The organism is Albimonas sp., assembly GCF_055129145.1.
In genome coordinates this window covers 14,905-29,635 of sequence record NZ_JBSRTQ010000041.1, presented here as the reverse complement: position 1 = coordinate 29,635, position 14,731 = coordinate 14,905, and the positions used below count along the sequence as shown (strand labels likewise).

The 14,731-nt window shown below is 70.9% G+C and carries 13 protein-coding genes; 7 read left to right on the top strand and 6 right to left on the bottom strand.

Translation table 11 applies throughout. The features are described 5' to 3' along the window. The 6 genes from ACTB72_RS08975 to ACTB72_RS08950 form a co-directional block, all read right to left on the bottom strand. Positions 1 to 2,889: methyl-accepting chemotaxis protein (locus ACTB72_RS08975; RefSeq protein ID WP_463036648.1), on the bottom strand; the 2,889-nt coding region annotated here is incomplete at its 3' end. A 92-nt stretch (positions 2,890 to 2,981) separates the two neighbouring features. Then, positions 2,982 to 3,497 (bottom strand): chemotaxis protein CheW, encoded by a 516-nt coding sequence (locus tag ACTB72_RS08970; RefSeq protein ID WP_463036647.1) that lies wholly within the window; start codon positions 3,495 to 3,497, stop codon positions 2,982 to 2,984. Continuing rightward, the gene (locus ACTB72_RS08965) at positions 3,494 to 5,587 is read right to left on the bottom strand and encodes a chemotaxis protein CheA (protein WP_463036646.1); all 2,094 of its coding nucleotides are present in this window, start codon (positions 5,585 to 5,587) and stop codon (positions 3,494 to 3,496) included. Before ACTB72_RS08965 ends, ACTB72_RS08970 begins: the two co-directional genes overlap by 4 nt. Before the next feature lie 31 nt (positions 5,588 to 5,618). Further along, positions 5,619 to 5,978, bottom strand: coding sequence for a response regulator (locus ACTB72_RS08960; protein WP_463036645.1), 360 nt, complete (start codon positions 5,976 to 5,978; stop codon positions 5,619 to 5,621). Further along, on the bottom strand, positions 5,975 to 6,445 hold the full coding sequence (locus tag ACTB72_RS08955; RefSeq protein WP_463036644.1) for a hypothetical protein: 471 nt from the start codon (positions 6,443 to 6,445) through the stop codon (positions 5,975 to 5,977). Before ACTB72_RS08955 ends, ACTB72_RS08960 begins: the two co-directional genes overlap by 4 nt. A gap of 73 nt (positions 6,446 to 6,518) precedes the next feature. Next, the gene (locus tag ACTB72_RS08950) at positions 6,519 to 7,496 is read right to left on the bottom strand and encodes a FliM/FliN family flagellar motor switch protein (RefSeq protein ID WP_463036643.1); all 978 of its coding nucleotides are present in this window, start codon (positions 7,494 to 7,496) and stop codon (positions 6,519 to 6,521) included. Between the two features lie 314 nt (positions 7,497 to 7,810). Between ACTB72_RS08950 and ACTB72_RS08945 the strand changes: the two genes are divergently transcribed. From ACTB72_RS08945 to ACTB72_RS08915, 7 genes are all read left to right on the top strand, one after another. Further along, positions 7,811 to 8,653, top strand: coding sequence for a flagellar motor protein MotB (locus ACTB72_RS08945; RefSeq protein WP_463036650.1), 843 nt, complete (start codon positions 7,811 to 7,813; stop codon positions 8,651 to 8,653). 229 nt (positions 8,654 to 8,882) lie between these two features. After that, positions 8,883 to 10,049 (top strand): isovaleryl-CoA dehydrogenase, encoded by a 1,167-nt coding sequence (locus tag ACTB72_RS08940; RefSeq protein ID WP_463036642.1) that lies wholly within the window; start codon positions 8,883 to 8,885, stop codon positions 10,047 to 10,049. 172 nt (positions 10,050 to 10,221) lie between these two features. Next, entirely contained in the window at positions 10,222 to 10,797 is a 576-nt protein-coding gene (locus ACTB72_RS08935; RefSeq protein WP_463036641.1) for a lysozyme inhibitor LprI family protein, read from the top strand. Positions 10,798 to 10,955: 158 nt separating this feature from the next. Continuing rightward, positions 10,956 to 11,603, top strand: a complete 648-nt coding sequence (locus ACTB72_RS08930) for a lysozyme inhibitor LprI family protein (protein ID WP_463036640.1) — start codon at positions 10,956 to 10,958, stop codon at positions 11,601 to 11,603. A 4-nt stretch (positions 11,604 to 11,607) separates the two neighbouring features. Next, the gene (locus ACTB72_RS08925) at positions 11,608 to 13,215 is read left to right on the top strand and encodes a carboxyl transferase domain-containing protein (RefSeq protein WP_463036639.1); all 1,608 of its coding nucleotides are present in this window, start codon (positions 11,608 to 11,610) and stop codon (positions 13,213 to 13,215) included. A gap of 81 nt (positions 13,216 to 13,296) precedes the next feature. Continuing rightward, a complete protein-coding gene (locus tag ACTB72_RS08920; protein ID WP_463036638.1) occupies positions 13,297 to 13,647 on the top strand; it encodes a hypothetical protein in 351 nt (116 codons plus the stop codon). A 32-nt stretch (positions 13,648 to 13,679) separates the two neighbouring features. Beyond that, the gene (locus ACTB72_RS08915) at positions 13,680 to 14,651 is read left to right on the top strand and encodes an NAD(P)H-dependent flavin oxidoreductase (RefSeq protein ID WP_463036637.1); all 972 of its coding nucleotides are present in this window, start codon (positions 13,680 to 13,682) and stop codon (positions 14,649 to 14,651) included. Positions 14,652 to 14,731: the final 80 nt, after the last annotated feature.

The window sequence follows — 14,731 nt, the reverse complement described above, 5'->3', positions numbered from 1 at the left end:
GGCGCGCGCCTCAGGTTGCGGTTTGGACGCCGCGGCGCTGCGCGGGGCCGAAACCGGGGCCGCGGTCGTCGCAGGCGGGGCCTTGGGCGCGGTCGACGCAGGGCGAGCGGTCGGGGCGGGGCGCGCGGCGGAAGCGGGCCGGGCCGCCGGGACGGGTCGGGCGGCCGGCCGGGCCACGGCCGAACCAAGCCTAGCCTCGGGTTTCGCGATGGGCTTGGCTGCGCCCTGCGCCGCCGGGGCGGAGGGTTTCGCCGTCGCCGCGGACGGCGTCTTGCGGCTCGCCGGGTTCAGCCCGGTGTCGAAGAAGGCCACCCGTTCGATCAGCCAGCGCGCCTCGTTCTGCAGCCGGCGCGCCGCCGCCGCGCTCTGCTCGGCCATCGCCGAGTTGCGCTGCGTCGCCTCGTCCATATGGCTGACCGCCTGGCTGGTCTCCTGCACGCCCGCGCTCTGCTCCCGCACCGCCGCCGAAATATCCTCGATGGTCGTCGCAGTCTTGGCGATGCCATCGGCGATGTCCTCCAGCGCCTTGCCGGTGCCCTGCACCAGCCGCACGCCCTCGACCACATGGCCGGACGAGGTCTGGATCAGACCCGAGATGTCCTTGGCCGCCTGGCTCGATCGCTGCGCCAGCGTGCGCACCTCGGCCGCCACCACCGCGAAGCCCTTGCCCGCCTCCCCGGCGCGCGCCGCCTCCACCGCCGCGTTCAGCGCCAGAAGGTTGGTCTGGAACGCGATCGCGTCGATCACCGAGATGATGTCGGAGATCTTGGTGGAGCTCTCCTCGATCCGCGACATCGCCGACACCGCGTCGGACATCACCGTGCGACCCGACTGGGCGCGTTTGGCCGCGTCGCGGGCCAGGCTCTCCGCGCTCAGCGCGTTCTCGGCGGTGGTCTTCACGTTGGCCGCCATCTGCTCCATCGTCGCAGCGGTCTCCTCCAGCGACGAGGCTTGGGATTCGGTCCGGGCCGAGAGCTGCCCGGCCTCTTCCGAGATCGCGTCGGCGCCGCCGCTCATGCCGTGGGCCGCCTTGTCGATATCGGCGATGGTCTCCGCCAGCCGGGTCACGGCGCGGTTGAGATTGCCCGCCGCCTGACCGAAACGGCCGGAATGGGTCTCGGTCATCCGGAACGACAGCTTGCCGGTGGCGAGCGCGTCGACCATCTTCTCCAGATCGGCGAAGAAGCCGCCGGCGACTTCGCCCATGCGGTTGATCGACTTGGACACGTGCTGCGTGAACCGGTCGCCCGCCGAGCCGTCGAGCCGCTGCGAGAAGTCCCCGTTGACCGTGGCGTCCAGCACCGCGTTGACCTCCGACTCCGATTGCATCGGCGTCGAGCGGTCGCGCCAGGTCACCGCCCGGCCGATGACGGCGCCGTGATCGTCGCGCATTTCGGTGACCGACAGTCCGAACTGCTTGTCGCCGATCTCGATCAGCGGCGCACCGCGACGATCGGGGTCGAGGAACACCTTGGGATCGCGGTGGAAGGCCGTGGTCGGCAGGCCGACCAGGCCCGCCTGGCTGCCGGCGATCTCGCTCGCCAGCGGACGGAAGCCGTCCTCCATCGCCTTGTTGACGAACACCACCCGCATGTCGCTGTCGATGATCATCACCATATCCGGCGACGCGGTCAGCGCGGTGGCGATGCGCTTGGACTGCAACGATTTCTCGTGGATCTGATTGAGCGACCGGGCGAGGTCGCCCAGCTCGTCGCCCCGTTCGACGCCCGGCACGTCCTCGCGGACGCCGGAGAGCAGCTCGCCGACCGCTTCGGACATGCGGCGCACCGGCCGCGCGAAGCTGCGCGCCACCAGCCATCCCAGCGCCCCGGCCAGCGCCAGCGCCGGCAGCAGCGCGGTCAGCATGGCGAAGGCCGCCTCGCGAAGCCGCGCGGCGATGATCGAGGTCTTCTCCTGGGCGATCAGCCGCCAGTCGAGGCCGGGGCGCTGGATGCGCTGCACGGCGATGTAGGCTGGCGCGCCGTCGACGCCCGCCCCCCGGGCGACCGCCTCTCCCGGCGCGGCCGCGGGCGGCTCGTAGCGGGTGCTCAGCACGTCGTCGCCGGGGGTGGAGGCGAGCTCGCTGCGCAGGATCCCGTCGGATCCGATCAGGAAGGCCTCCACCCCGGCGCCCTTCGCGACGTTGTCGAGGATCGCGACCAGCCGGTCCGCTCCGAGCTGCACCGCCAGCACGCCGATGCGCCCGCCCGCGGCGTCGAACATCGGCGCGGCGGCGAAGGCCGCCGGAGCCCCGGACGAAGGCGCATAGCTTTGGTAATCCGCGAAGACCACCTGGCCCTGCGGGAGCGCGGCGGCCTTGCGAAACACCTCCGCGAGGCCTGAGTCGGCATAGGGGCCGGTCTTCAGATTGGCGCCGAAATCCGCCTCCTTGGCCACCGTGTAGACGATGTCGCCCTCGGGGTTGATCAGGAACAGGTCGTAATATCCCCGTTGCTCCTGGAACGAACGATAGGTGGCGTGGTGGCGTGCATGGGCCTCCGACCAGTCCGACCCGTCGCCGGCGTCGACCAGATCCTGGCGCTTGCCCAGCGGATGCGGATTCTTGTCGATGTAGAGCGCGGGGATCGTCGCCGCGTCCCAGCTGCTGCTGAATTCGAGGAAGTCGTCGGTGCCGAGCGCCGCCCCGTCGAGCAGCCGCATGTCCTTGCCGACGTCGTCGAGCAGGACCTCGATCTGCGCGCGCGCGCCCCGGTTCAGGCCGTCGAGCCGGGCTTCCGCGTCATGTCGCAAGGCGGCGGCCTCGAGCATGTAGCTCGCCGCACCCACCGCCAGACCGGTCAGCAGCGCCACGCCGCCGGCCGCCAGGGTCAGCCGCGGCCCGATGCCGAGACCGCGGGTCCGGGCGAAGGCAGGAGAGGGTTTGTTCATGCTCGTCTCCGTTCGTCGCAGCGATTCGGGCGCGCCATGAGGGCGCGGCCGTGCCGGGACCGGTTGGGGGGCGGGGAAGGCGAGGCGCGCGGTCAGGCGACGCCCATCGCCACCCCGCCGAAAAGCACCTTGAGTTCGAGCAGCGCCACCATGCCCGATTCCGCGTTCACCAGCCCGCCGATGGCCGACTGGTCGAGATCGGCCTCCGAAGGCGGCACCGGCCGGATATCGTCGGAGCTGACGGTGATGATGTCCGAGACCGCGTCGACCAGCACCCCGACGGTCTGCTCCCCGATCCACACGATGACGACCACATGGGTCTCGGTCGCTTCGGTCAGGTTGCCGCCGAAGCGGGCGCGCAGGTCGTGCACCGGCACGATGGTGCCGCGCAGGTTCAGCACGCCGCGCATGTAGTGCGGCTGATTGGGCAGGGCCGTGGTCGGGGTCCACTGCTTGATCTCGCGCACCAGCACGATGTCGACGCCGTAGGCGCGGTCGCCCACCAGGAAGGTCACGTACTGTTTGTAGCGCGCCGCCCCTGCAGGCTCTTGGTCGCCGGGAAGGACGCCCGCAGGCGTCGGTTCGGTCTGGATCGCGGCTTCGGTCAATGGAACATCTCCTGCATCGGGGCGAGCGCGGAGCCGCCCATGGAAACGAGGGACGGGATGTCGAGGATCAGAGCGACCCGCCCGTCACCCAGGATCGTGGCGCCCGATACGCCGTCGACCCGCTTGAAGTTGGCCTCGAGGCTCTTCAGCACGACCTGACGCTGGCCGATCAGCTCGTCGACCAGCAGGGCGACATGGCCGTTGGTCTCGGTGTCGACCACGATCGCCATCTCCTCGCGCTTGTCGCCGAGATCGATGCCCAGCGCGTTGCGCAGCGAGATCAGGCGCAGATACTGGCCACGGCGGGCGAGGACCTGGGAGCGGTCGGGCAGCACCTCGACCCGCTCGCCGTCGATGCGCAGCGCCTCGACCACCGAGCTGAGCGGCAGGATGAAACGTTCGTCGCCCACGCAGATGGTCATGCCGTCGAGCACGGCCAGCGTCAGCGGCAGGGTGATCTGGAAGCGCGTGCCCTTGCCGGGATCCGAGCGCAGATGGATGCGTCCGCCCAGCGCCTGGATCTTCTTCTTCACCACGTCCATGCCGACGCCGCGGCCGGAGACCGAGCTGATCTCCTTCGCGGTGGAGAAGCCGGGATGGAAGATCAGCTGGTCGATCTCCTCCGCCGGCAGGTTGTCCTCGGCGCCGATCAGGCCGTTTTCGATGGCCTTCTCCACCACCCGTTCGCGGTTGATGCCGCGGCCGTCGTCCTCGAGGATGATGATCACCCGCTCGCCGCGATGTTCAGCCATCAGCTTGATGGTGCCGGTCCGCGGCTTGCCGACCGAAACCCGCTCGTCCGGCAGCTCCAGACCATGGTCCATGGAGTTGCGCAGCATGTGGGTCAGCGGTTCGGCCAGTTCCTCGATCACCGTGGTGTCGACCTCGGTATGCTCGCCGGCCAGGACCAGCCGCGCCTCCTTGCCCAGCTTCTCGGCCAGGTCGCGGACCACGCGGGGCATGCGGGAGAACACCGCCTTCACCGGCTGCGCGCGGATCGCCATCACGCTTTCCTGAAGCTCCCGGGTCTGTCGTGACATCGCCTCGACCGAATGGCCGACCTCCAGCGCGGTGGCCGCGTCGGATTCGGACAGCTTCTGCGCCAGCACCGCCTGGGTGATGACGATCTCGCCGACCAGGTTCACCAGCCGGTCGATGCGCGGCAGCTCCACCCGAAGCGTCTTGGAGGCGGCGGGCCGGTCCTTGCCGGCGGCGGCCGCGCCGCCGCCGGCTTCGGGCGCCGCGGCTTCCGCGGCCGCCGGCTTGTCGGGCGCCGCAGGGGCGGGACGGGCGGCCGGGATGACTTCGAAAGCCGCGCCGGCCGGCGCAGGTTCGGCCCAGTCGGCGTCCTCGATCAACACCTTCGCGATATGGTCGTAGACCGAGAAGAAGTCGATGAAGGCCGAGGGCGGGCGATCGGTTTCGAAGCGCATGCGCCAGCCGATCGGACAGCCCTCGGGCGTCAGGTCCGCCAGAGGCGGCAGGTCGCCCACCGGCTCGGCCGCCACGAGGTCGAGCTCGCGCGCCGCCCGGATCACCCGAAGCGGATCATGGCCGCCATGGATGAAATCCTCGCTCGGGATCAGCGTGACGAACACTTCCCGGGGCTCGCCCGGCTCGGCTTCGACGACGACCGGCGCCGCCGCCGGCGCGGCTTTCGGCGGCGCCGGGGGCGCGAGGTCAGGCGCCTCGTCGGCCGAGGATCGGCCGATCTGCTCCTCCAGCTCCTGGCGCACGCGCGCGACATGACCGGCGTCGACATCGCCGCCGTCGCGGGCCTGCTCGATCAGCGATTCCATGACGTCGCCCGCCCGCATCAGCAGGTTGACGATGTCCGGGCCCAGCGCCAGACGCCCCGAGCGCAGCCCGTCCATCACCGTCTCGAACACATGGGCGAAGCCGATGAGATGGTCGAAGCCGAACGCCGCGGCGCCGCCCTTGACCGAATGAACCGCGCGGAACGCGGCATTGACCAGTTCCGGATCGCGTTCCCCGTCCATCAGCCGGTCGAGCTGCTCCTGCAGGTCGGACAGCAGCTCTCCGCATTCCGTGAAGAACAGGGCGAGATAGTCTTCGTTTTCGTCGTCCATCTGCGATGTCCGTCCTTCGATTGCGGAAGCGTCAGGCGAGCCGGGCCACAAGGCCCAGAATCTGGTCGGGATCGAAGGGCTTGGTCAGCCACCCGGTGGCCTTCACCTCCCGCGCGCGGTCCTTGAGCTCCTGCGCGGTCTCGGTGGTCAGCAGCAGGATCGGCAGGGCCCGGCCCGAGGGCTCGCCCCGCGCGGCGGCGATGAATTCCAGACCGTTCATGCGCGGCATGTTGAGGTCGGTGATCACCAGATCGGGCTGGTGTTCGCGCAGCTTCTCCAACGCCTCCACCCCGTCCTTGGCGGTGAACACCTCGTGCCCCCCGCGCTCGAGGCAGGCCTTCAGCATCTGGAGCAGCGACCGCGTGTCATCCACGGCGAGAATACGGCTCATGGGCGGATCTCCATCTTCATGAGGTCCCCGAACAGGCCGAGGTCCGAGAAAGCGTCCACGAAGGCCGGGGAGGGGCTGCGCACGGCGGCCGGGCTTCCCGCCTCGGCCCGGGCGCGCGCCGCGCCGACGATGGCCAGGACATAGGGGGTCGAGACGTTGTCGACTTCGGAGGCGTCGAATTCCATCGGGGCGGCGGCGGGCGCGGCGAGCAGCCAGGCGAGCAGCGCCTCGGTCTCCTCCAGCCGCGCGCGGCGGTGCAGCTTGAAGGGGCCGGCCGCGACGTCGGAAGCGGCGAGCGCCGCCACGGACGGGGGCTCGGCGACGGCCTCCGCGACGGCCGCGTCCGTTTCGCCCGCCTCGGCGGCCGCGAGCGTCCCGGCCTCCGCCAAACCGGGATCCTCCGTCGCCTCCGCGACCTCGACCGGCTCGCCCTCCGGCGTCGTCTCCGCGTCGTTGCTGTTGCTCATCGCCCGCTCCTTCCCCGGCTCCAGTCACGTCCTCGGGCCGAAGGCCCGAAGTCCGGCCGCGCGCCCGCGCGGCTCATCCCTTGGCATCCTTGGCCGCCAGCATCCGCTTGAGGTCGGCCAGCAGCGTCCGATCGGGCGCTTCCGACAGTTTCACCGCCTTGCTCCCGTCGACCGCGCCGATGCGGCCCACCGCGAACGCTCCGCCCGAGGGGCCCTCGATCACCAGTTCCGCCGATTCCCGGGCTTCTCGCGGCAGCGGCAGCAACGCCCCGACCTCGAGGTCCTGAAGCTCCGCCACGCTCAGCTTCTGGCGATGCAGGATCGCGCGCAGCCGCACCGGCGCGTCGTTCGCCGACTTGGCCATGTGCCGCGACCAGATGTCGGACCGCGCCCGCGCGCCCGTGGCGACGCCATGCGAGGTTCCCGGCGCCGAGGCGCGGTAGGAGTCGAGCACCGACAGCGGCAGCACGAAGTCGAACTCGCCGCTGCGCGCCGCCTCGCCCATGTCGAGGCTCAGCTTCAGGACCAACACGTCCGAATGCTCCGGCGCGATGCGGACCATGGTGACGTGCTGCTCGAAGTGATCGAGCTTCATCGCCGAACGGATGCCCGGCCCGAGATGGATACGGATCGCCGCCTCGAACGCCTCCAGCACCAGCCGGATGAATTCTTCGCAAAGCGCGCAGTCGATCGGGGTGACCGAACGCGCGATCGGCCCCGGCGCGGCCTCCGGGTCGCCGCCCATGCGCAGGTCGACGACATGGAACAGCAGATCCATGCCCATGTTCATCAGCGCCGAGTTCTGAGACCCGCGGACGCCGATGACCGCGATCATCGCCGGCACCGGGATCTCCTCCAGCACCGCCGACAGCTTCCGCACTTCGCAGTCGATGACGATGGCGGAGGTCAAGGTCCGCATCAGTCCGCGCAGCCGTTCGTCGAGCAGCGTGGCGAAGTTTTCGCCGATCTCCTCGATCCCCGGAATCGGCGCGCGGCCGACCCGGTTGCCGGCCACCTTGCGGCGAATCGCGCTGCCCGCGGCGAGGTCCATTCGGCCCGTCTCCTGTTGCGCCCATCGCGCCCTCGTTCTCTCGAGGCGGAAACTCGTCTGCATTCGTTAGAAACGGGTGAACGGCGGCGGATCCGTAGCGACGCGAGGCGCATTTCCTATCCGGGCGCCCCCCGCCGGCCGCGGCCTACCGGCGGCGGACGCGGCCATGCGCGCGCGGCCGGGCGCCGAAGTCCGGCCGCGTCAACTTCCTGGAAACCCTGAAACTTCCGGGCAACCTAGTTCCGAAAGTCCGCTGCAAGCCGGGATCGGCCAAAACGACGTCGGGTCTGGCGAATGGCTGCAGCGAGGACGAAATCATGGCTTCCGGCAACATCACTATTATCAAGCGCAAGAAGGTCTCGGGCGGCGAAGGACATCATGGCGGCGCCTGGAAAGTAGCCTATGCGGACTTCGTGACCGCGATGATGGCCTTCTTTCTGCTGATGTGGCTGCTCAACGCCACCTCCGAGGAGCAGAAGGCCGGGCTCGCCGAATATTTCGACCCGAAAGTGCCGATCGCGCGCCTTTCGGGCGGCGGCACCGGCGCCTTCGGCGGCGATTCCATGATGTCCGAGGACACCATGGCGCAGAACGGCACCGGCGCTTCGAAGAGCACCCCGACCCGCAACGACCAGGCCCGGGGCGAGACCGGCGCGGCGCCGGATGCGAGCGCCGATGAAGGCGTGGCCGAAGCGATGACCGCGCTGGAAAACATGTTCCGCGGCATGTCCGGCGAATCCGAACAGGCCAACGCCCTGCTGCAGCACATCCGCACCAAGGTCACCGACGAAGGCCTCGTGATCGAGCTGTTCGACACCGAGGATCGGCCGCTGTTCGAGCCGGGGTCGGCCCGTCCGACCGTCCAGATGCGGGCGCTGCTCAAGATGGTCGGCCAGGTCGCCACGCTGGTCACCAACAAGGTCGCCATCGACGGCCACACCGACTCGCAGGGCTTCAAGGGCGGCGACTACACCAACTGGGAGCTGTCGACCGACCGCGCCCTCACCGCCCGCCGGGCGCTGGTCGAGGCCGGACTGACGCCGGAGCGGGTGTCCCGGGTCGTCGGCAAGGCCGACCGCGACCCCGCGGACGCCGAGAATCCGAGCACGCCGCGCAACCGCCGTGTGGAGATCATCCTGCTGCGCTCGGACATCTGATCAGGAGACCATATCCCGGGGGGCGGCGCTTCGCGCGCCGGTCGTCAGACCCGCGAAACCCCGGACCTCGGTCCGGGGTTTCCGCATTTCGGGGGGGAGGGCGGCCCACCCTCCGCCTGCCGATTCGCGCCGCCGCGCGCTTGCGCCCTCCGCCCGATCGGCTACCAATTGCCCGCGGCCCCTCCGAAAACGGGACGGCCGCGCCGCGAACCGACCGGGAGAACGCGCCATGTTCCACGCCACGCTCGACCACGCCCTGGGCGAGGACATCGACGCCATCCGCGACACCGCCCATCGCTGGGCGCAGGAACGGGTGAAGCCCCTCGCCGGCGAGATCGACCGCACCAACGCGTTCCCGGCACATCTGTGGAAGGAGATGGGCGATCTCGGCCTGCTGGGAATCACCGTCGAGGAGGAATATGGCGGCCTCGGCATGGGCTACCTCGCCCATGCGGTCGCGGTGGAGGAGGTGGCGCGGGCCTCCGCCTCGGTCTCGCTCAGCTACGGGGCGCATTCGAATCTCTGCGTCAACCAGATCCGCCTGAACGGCACGGCCGAGCAGCGGGCGAAATACCTGCCCAAGCTGGTTTCCGGCGCGCATGTCGGCGCGCTCGCCATGTCCGAATCGGGGGCGGGGTCGGACGTGGTCGGCTCGATGAAGCTGCGGGCGGAGAAGCGGAACGACCGCTACGTGCTGAACGGGTCGAAATACTGGATCACCAACGGCCCCGACGCCGACGTGCTGGTGGTCTACGCCAAGACCGACCCCGAGGCCGGACCGCGCGGCATGACCGCCTTCCTGATCGAGAAGGACATGGTCGGCTTCTCCACCGGCCCGCATTTCGACAAGCTCGGCATGCGTGGATCCAACACCGGCGAGCTGATCTTCGAGGATTGCGAGATCCCCTTCGAGCAGGTGCTGAAAGAAGAGGGCAAAGGCGTCAATGTGCTGATGTCAGGCCTGGACTACGAGCGGGTGGTGCTGTCGGGCATCGGCACCGGCCTGATCCATGCCATGCTGGACGAGGTCATGCCCTACATGCACGAACGCCGGCAGTTCGGGCGGAAGATCGGCGATTTCCAGCTGATGCAGGCCAAGATCGCCGATATGTATACGGCCCTGAACACGGCGCGCGCCTATCTCTACGCCGTCGCCCGGTCCTGCGACCGGGGCCAGGTGACCCGCCAGGATGCGGCGGCCTGCGTGCTTTACTGCTCCGAGGTGGCGATGCAGCAGGCGGTTCAGGCTGTGCAGGCGTTCGGGGGGGCGGGCTATCTCGCCGACAGCCCGGTGAGCCGATTCTTCCGCGACGCAAAGCTGATGGAGATCGGGGCCGGCACCTCCGAAATCCGGCGGATGCTGTGCGGGCGGGAGCTGATGAAGGCGACGGCCTGAGGGCGGGTTCCTGTCGGCTGGGACCGGCGCGAATCGTAAGCGCGCCTCCGATGACGGCGGCGACGCGCCCGAGGCCTCGGCGGGCGCACCCGCGCCGCACGGTTGCGCGGCGAGGCGGCCCGGGCCAATCTGCCCCGCGCGCTTTCGCCTGCCCGCTGGTCCGGACCCTTTGATGCCTGTGTCGCGCCCTTGCCGGCCCCGCCCCGCCTGCGCGACGACGCGGCGCGCTGCCGCCTGGCTCGCCGCCGCGCTGCTCGTCGCCCCCGCCTCGGCCGAGATCGCCCCGCCCCCTGGCCCGGATCCGATCCAGGCCGCGATCCTCGATTGCCTCGACGCCGCGACCGCGGCCGGGGGCGATCCGGGCGGGGCCGGCGCCCGCGCCTGCATCGGGCGCGAGGCCGGCGCCTGCGGGGACCTGCCGGAGAACCAGACCACCGTCGGCATGATGCGCTGCGCCGAGGCCGAGCGCGACGCCTGGGACGGGCTGCTGAACCTCTGGTGGAAGCCGCTGCGCGCCCAGGCCCTGAAGCTCGACGCCGATGGCGCAGGCGAGTCCGGGTTGCCGGGTGCGGCGGCGGCGCTGCTCGAGGCCCAGCGGGCCTGGCTCGCCTTCCGCGATGCCGAATGCCGCTACGACTACGCCCTGGGCGGCGGCGGCACGATCCGCCAGATCCTCGGAGCCGACTGCCAGCTGCGCCTGACCGCCGAACGCGCCCTGCGCTTGCGCGAACGTCTGGCCGCACGATGAACCGCCGCCAACCGCCCGCCATGTTCGCGCCTTCCCGCCGCCCGACCCGCGCCGCCCCGCGCCTTCATCCTTCGGCGGCGTTTCGGCGAGCCGGGGACGCGTCCCCCGCCATCGCGCCCCTTGGCGCCCCGCCCGCGCCACGTCACAAAGGAGCCGTCATGTCCTTCGTCCAACGACATTCCGCCCGATACGACCGGGACGCGCCGACGGTCCGCCCCCTGACTCGCGCCATCGCAGAGCCCATGACCCGGCTCGCGCCGCCCGCGCTCGCCGGCCTGATGCTGGCCACGCTGGCGGCGATCCTTGCGGCCCTGCCGATCGCCGCCCCCGCCCGGGCCGATTCCATCGACGACAGCCGTTTCATCGAGGGCTGCGTGGAAGCGCACCTGTCCAGGGGCACCGCGGCGGCCGAAGCCGCCTGCCTCGGCCTGATCTCGCTGCCCTGCGCCGAGGCCCCGCTGGACGCCCCCCCCGCCGACAAGACCGTGACCCAGATCCGGGAGGCGGCCGAAATCGCCTGCCTGGTGCGCGAGGGCGCCGCCTGGACCAGCCTGATGGACGAATGGTGGCCGGATCTGCTGGCCTCCGCCGTCACCCTCGACGCCCGCGACGACCGCCAGGGCGCCTCCGCCGCCGCCCTGCGCCGGGCCCAGCGCTCCTGGGAGGCCTATGCCGAGGCCGAGTGCGGCTACGCCTACGCGCTCTGGGGCCGCTCCGATTTCCGCAATGTGGCGCAAGCCGATTGCGAGATGCGCACCCTCGCCCGCCGCGCGATCCAGCTGCGCGGCCAGACCGGACTGGACTGACCTGATGACCGTGCTCGCCTCCGCGCTCTCCCCCGCCTCGGACGAGGCCCGCGCCAACCGCGCCGCCCATCTCGAGGCGATCGCCCAGGTGGCGGAGGCGGCGGGGCTCGCCGCCGCGGGGGGCGGTGAGGTGGCGCGCGCCCGGCACGAGAGCCGCGGCAAGATGCTGCCGCGCGACCGGGTGGCGGCGTTGCTCGACCCCGGCTCGCCGTTCCTGGAAACGGGGATGACCGCGGCGCATGGCATGTATGACGGGGCCGCGCCCTGCGCCGGGATCATCACCGGGGTCGGCCGCGTGGCGGGGCGCGAGGTGATGGTGGTGTGCAACGACGCCACCGTGAAGGGCGGCACCTACTACCCTGTGACGGTGAAAAAACACCTGCGCGCGCAGGAGATCGCGGCCGAGAACGACCTGCCCTGCGTCTACCTGGTGGACTCGGGCGGCGCCAACCTGCCCCAGCAGGACGAGGTGTTCCCGGATCGCGAGCATTTCGGGCGGATCTTCTACAATCAGGCCAACATGTCGGCCCGCGGCATCCCCCAGATCGCCGCCGTGCTGGGCTCGTGCACCGCGGGCGGGGCCTATATGCCTGCCATGTCGGACGAAACCGTGATCGTGCGCGATCAGGGCACGATCTTCCTCGCCGGCCCGCCGCTGGTGAAGGCCGCGACCGGAGAGGTGGTGTCGGCCGAGGATCTGGGCGGCGGCGACGTACATACCCGTCTCTCCGGCGTCGCCGACCACCTGGCGGAGAACGACGCCCACGCGCTGGCCCTCGTCCGCCGGATGATCGCGAACCTCAACCGCCCCAAACCCTTCACCGTCGAAATGCAGGCCCCCGAGCCCCCCGCCTACGACCCCGAAGAGATCCTCGACGTGGTCCCCGCCGACCTGCGCCGGCCCTATGACATCCGCGAGCTGATCGCGCGGGTCGTCGACGGCTCGCGCTTCGACGAGTTCAAGGCGCGGTTCGGCACGTCGCTGGTCTGCGGCTTCGCCCATATCGAGGGCATCCCGGTCGGCATCGTCGGCAACAACGGGATCCTGTTTTCGGAGAGCGCCGTGAAAGGCGCGCATTTCGTCGAGCTCTGCTCCCAGCGGAAAATCCCGCTGGTGTTCCTGCAGAACATCACCGGCTTCATGGTCGGGCGGAAATACGAGGCCGAAGGCATCGCGCGCCATGGCGCCAAGCTGGTCACCGCGGTCGCCACGACGTCCGTGCCGAAGGTGACGATGATCGTCGGCGGATCCTTCGGCGCGGGGAATTACGGGATGTGCGGGCGGGCCTATTCGCCGCGCTTCCTGTGGACCTGGCCGACCTCGCGGATCTCGGTGATGGGGGGCGAGCAGGCGGCGGGCGTGCTCGCCACCGTGCGGCGCGAGGGGATGGAGCGGAAGGGCGAGACCTGGTCGGCCGAGGCCGAGGCCAAGTTCAAGCGCCCGGTGATCGACATGTTCGAGGCGCAGGGCCACCCGCTTTATGCGTCGGCGAGGCTCTGGGACGACGGCGTCATCGACCCCCGCCAGACCCGCCGCGCGCTGGCCCTGTCGCTGTCGGCGGCCCTGAACGCGCCGATCCCGGACACGAAGTTCGGCCTTTTCCGCATGTGACGGGCGCCGGCCGTCCGCGGGTTGACGGCGGCGCGATCACTCCCCTAGCCTTGGGTCGCCCCCTGTTGCCGGAGCCGGACCATGCCTTTTTCCCGCCTCGCATTCGCCTCCTCATTCCTGCTCGCCTCCCTCGCCGCTTCGGCCGCTTCGGCGGCTGAGATCCCCTACCGGAAATCGGTGGAGCTTTCCGTAGGCGAACAGACCGTCATCCACGGCGCGCGCGGCCGCTGCGGCGAGGCCCCGCCGGCTTGGGACGACACCAGGCTGCCGGTCGTCACCCTCGGCGAATTCCTGCCGGGGCCGGTCGGGACCCGCAAGAGCCGCAGCTGCGGCGGCCCCACGCCGGCGCGCGGCGTGATCTACAAGGCGCTGACCCCGGGCGTCGAATCCTTCGAGCTGTTCGGCGACCCGGTCCGGGTCATGGTCCGTTGAGCTGCTGACCGGCGAAAGGATCCGCCCCCTCCATGATCTCCACCCGCCTGACCGCACGCCTCGGTCTGACCCATCCCGTGATCTCCGCGCCGATGGCGCTCGCCGCCGGCGGGCGTCTGGCGGCGGCGGTGAGCCGGGCGGGAGGGCTCGGCCTGATCGGCGGCGGCTATGGCGACGGGCCCTGGCTGGAGCGCGAATTCGCCGAGGCGGGGAACGAGGGCGTCGGCGTCGGCTTCATCACCTGGTCGCTGGCGCAGGCGCCCGAACTGCTGGATGCGGCGCTCGCCCGCTCGCCGCGGGCGGTGTTCCTCTCCTTCGGCGATCCCGCGCCCTTCGCCCCCGCGATCCATGCGGCCGGCGTGCCGCTGATCTGCCAGGTGCAAACGCTGGACGATGCCCGCGCGGCGCTCGACGCCGGGGCCGGCATCGTGGTGGCCCAGGGGACCGAGGCCGGCGGCCATGGCGCGCGCCGCGCCACCATGACCCTGGTCCCGGAGGTCGCCGACCTCCTTGCCGCCCGTGCGCCCGAGGTCCTGCTCTGCGCCGCCGGCGGCGTGGGCGACGGGCGCGGGCTGGCGGCGGCATTGGCGCTGGGGGCGGACGGCGCCGTGGTCGGCTCGCGCTTCTGGGCGTCGGAGGAATGCCTCGCCCATCCCGGCCTGCGCGCCGCCGCCGTGGCCGCATCGGGCGACGACACGCTGCGCACCTCGGCCGTCGACATCGCGCGGGGCCGCGACTGGCCGGCACGGTTCGACATAAGGGTGATCGGCAACGCCTTCACCGATCGCTGGCATGCCGACCCGGAGGGCCTGCGCGCCGAGCTCGCCGTCGAGGGGCCGCGCTGGGGGGCCGCGGCCGCCTCCGGCGACGCCACGCTCGCCAACCCCATCGTCGGCGAGGCGACCGGCCTCTTCCACGACATCCGCCCCGCCGCCGAGCTGCTGGAGCGGATGGCGGCCGAGGCCGAGGCCGTCCTCAAATCCTGCGCCGCCCTCGTGGTCTGACCTCGGCCTCTTCGCAATCAACGCCAAGGGCGCGACGCAGATCATTCACATCTCCAACGCCCCCTTCTCCCGCCCGGACC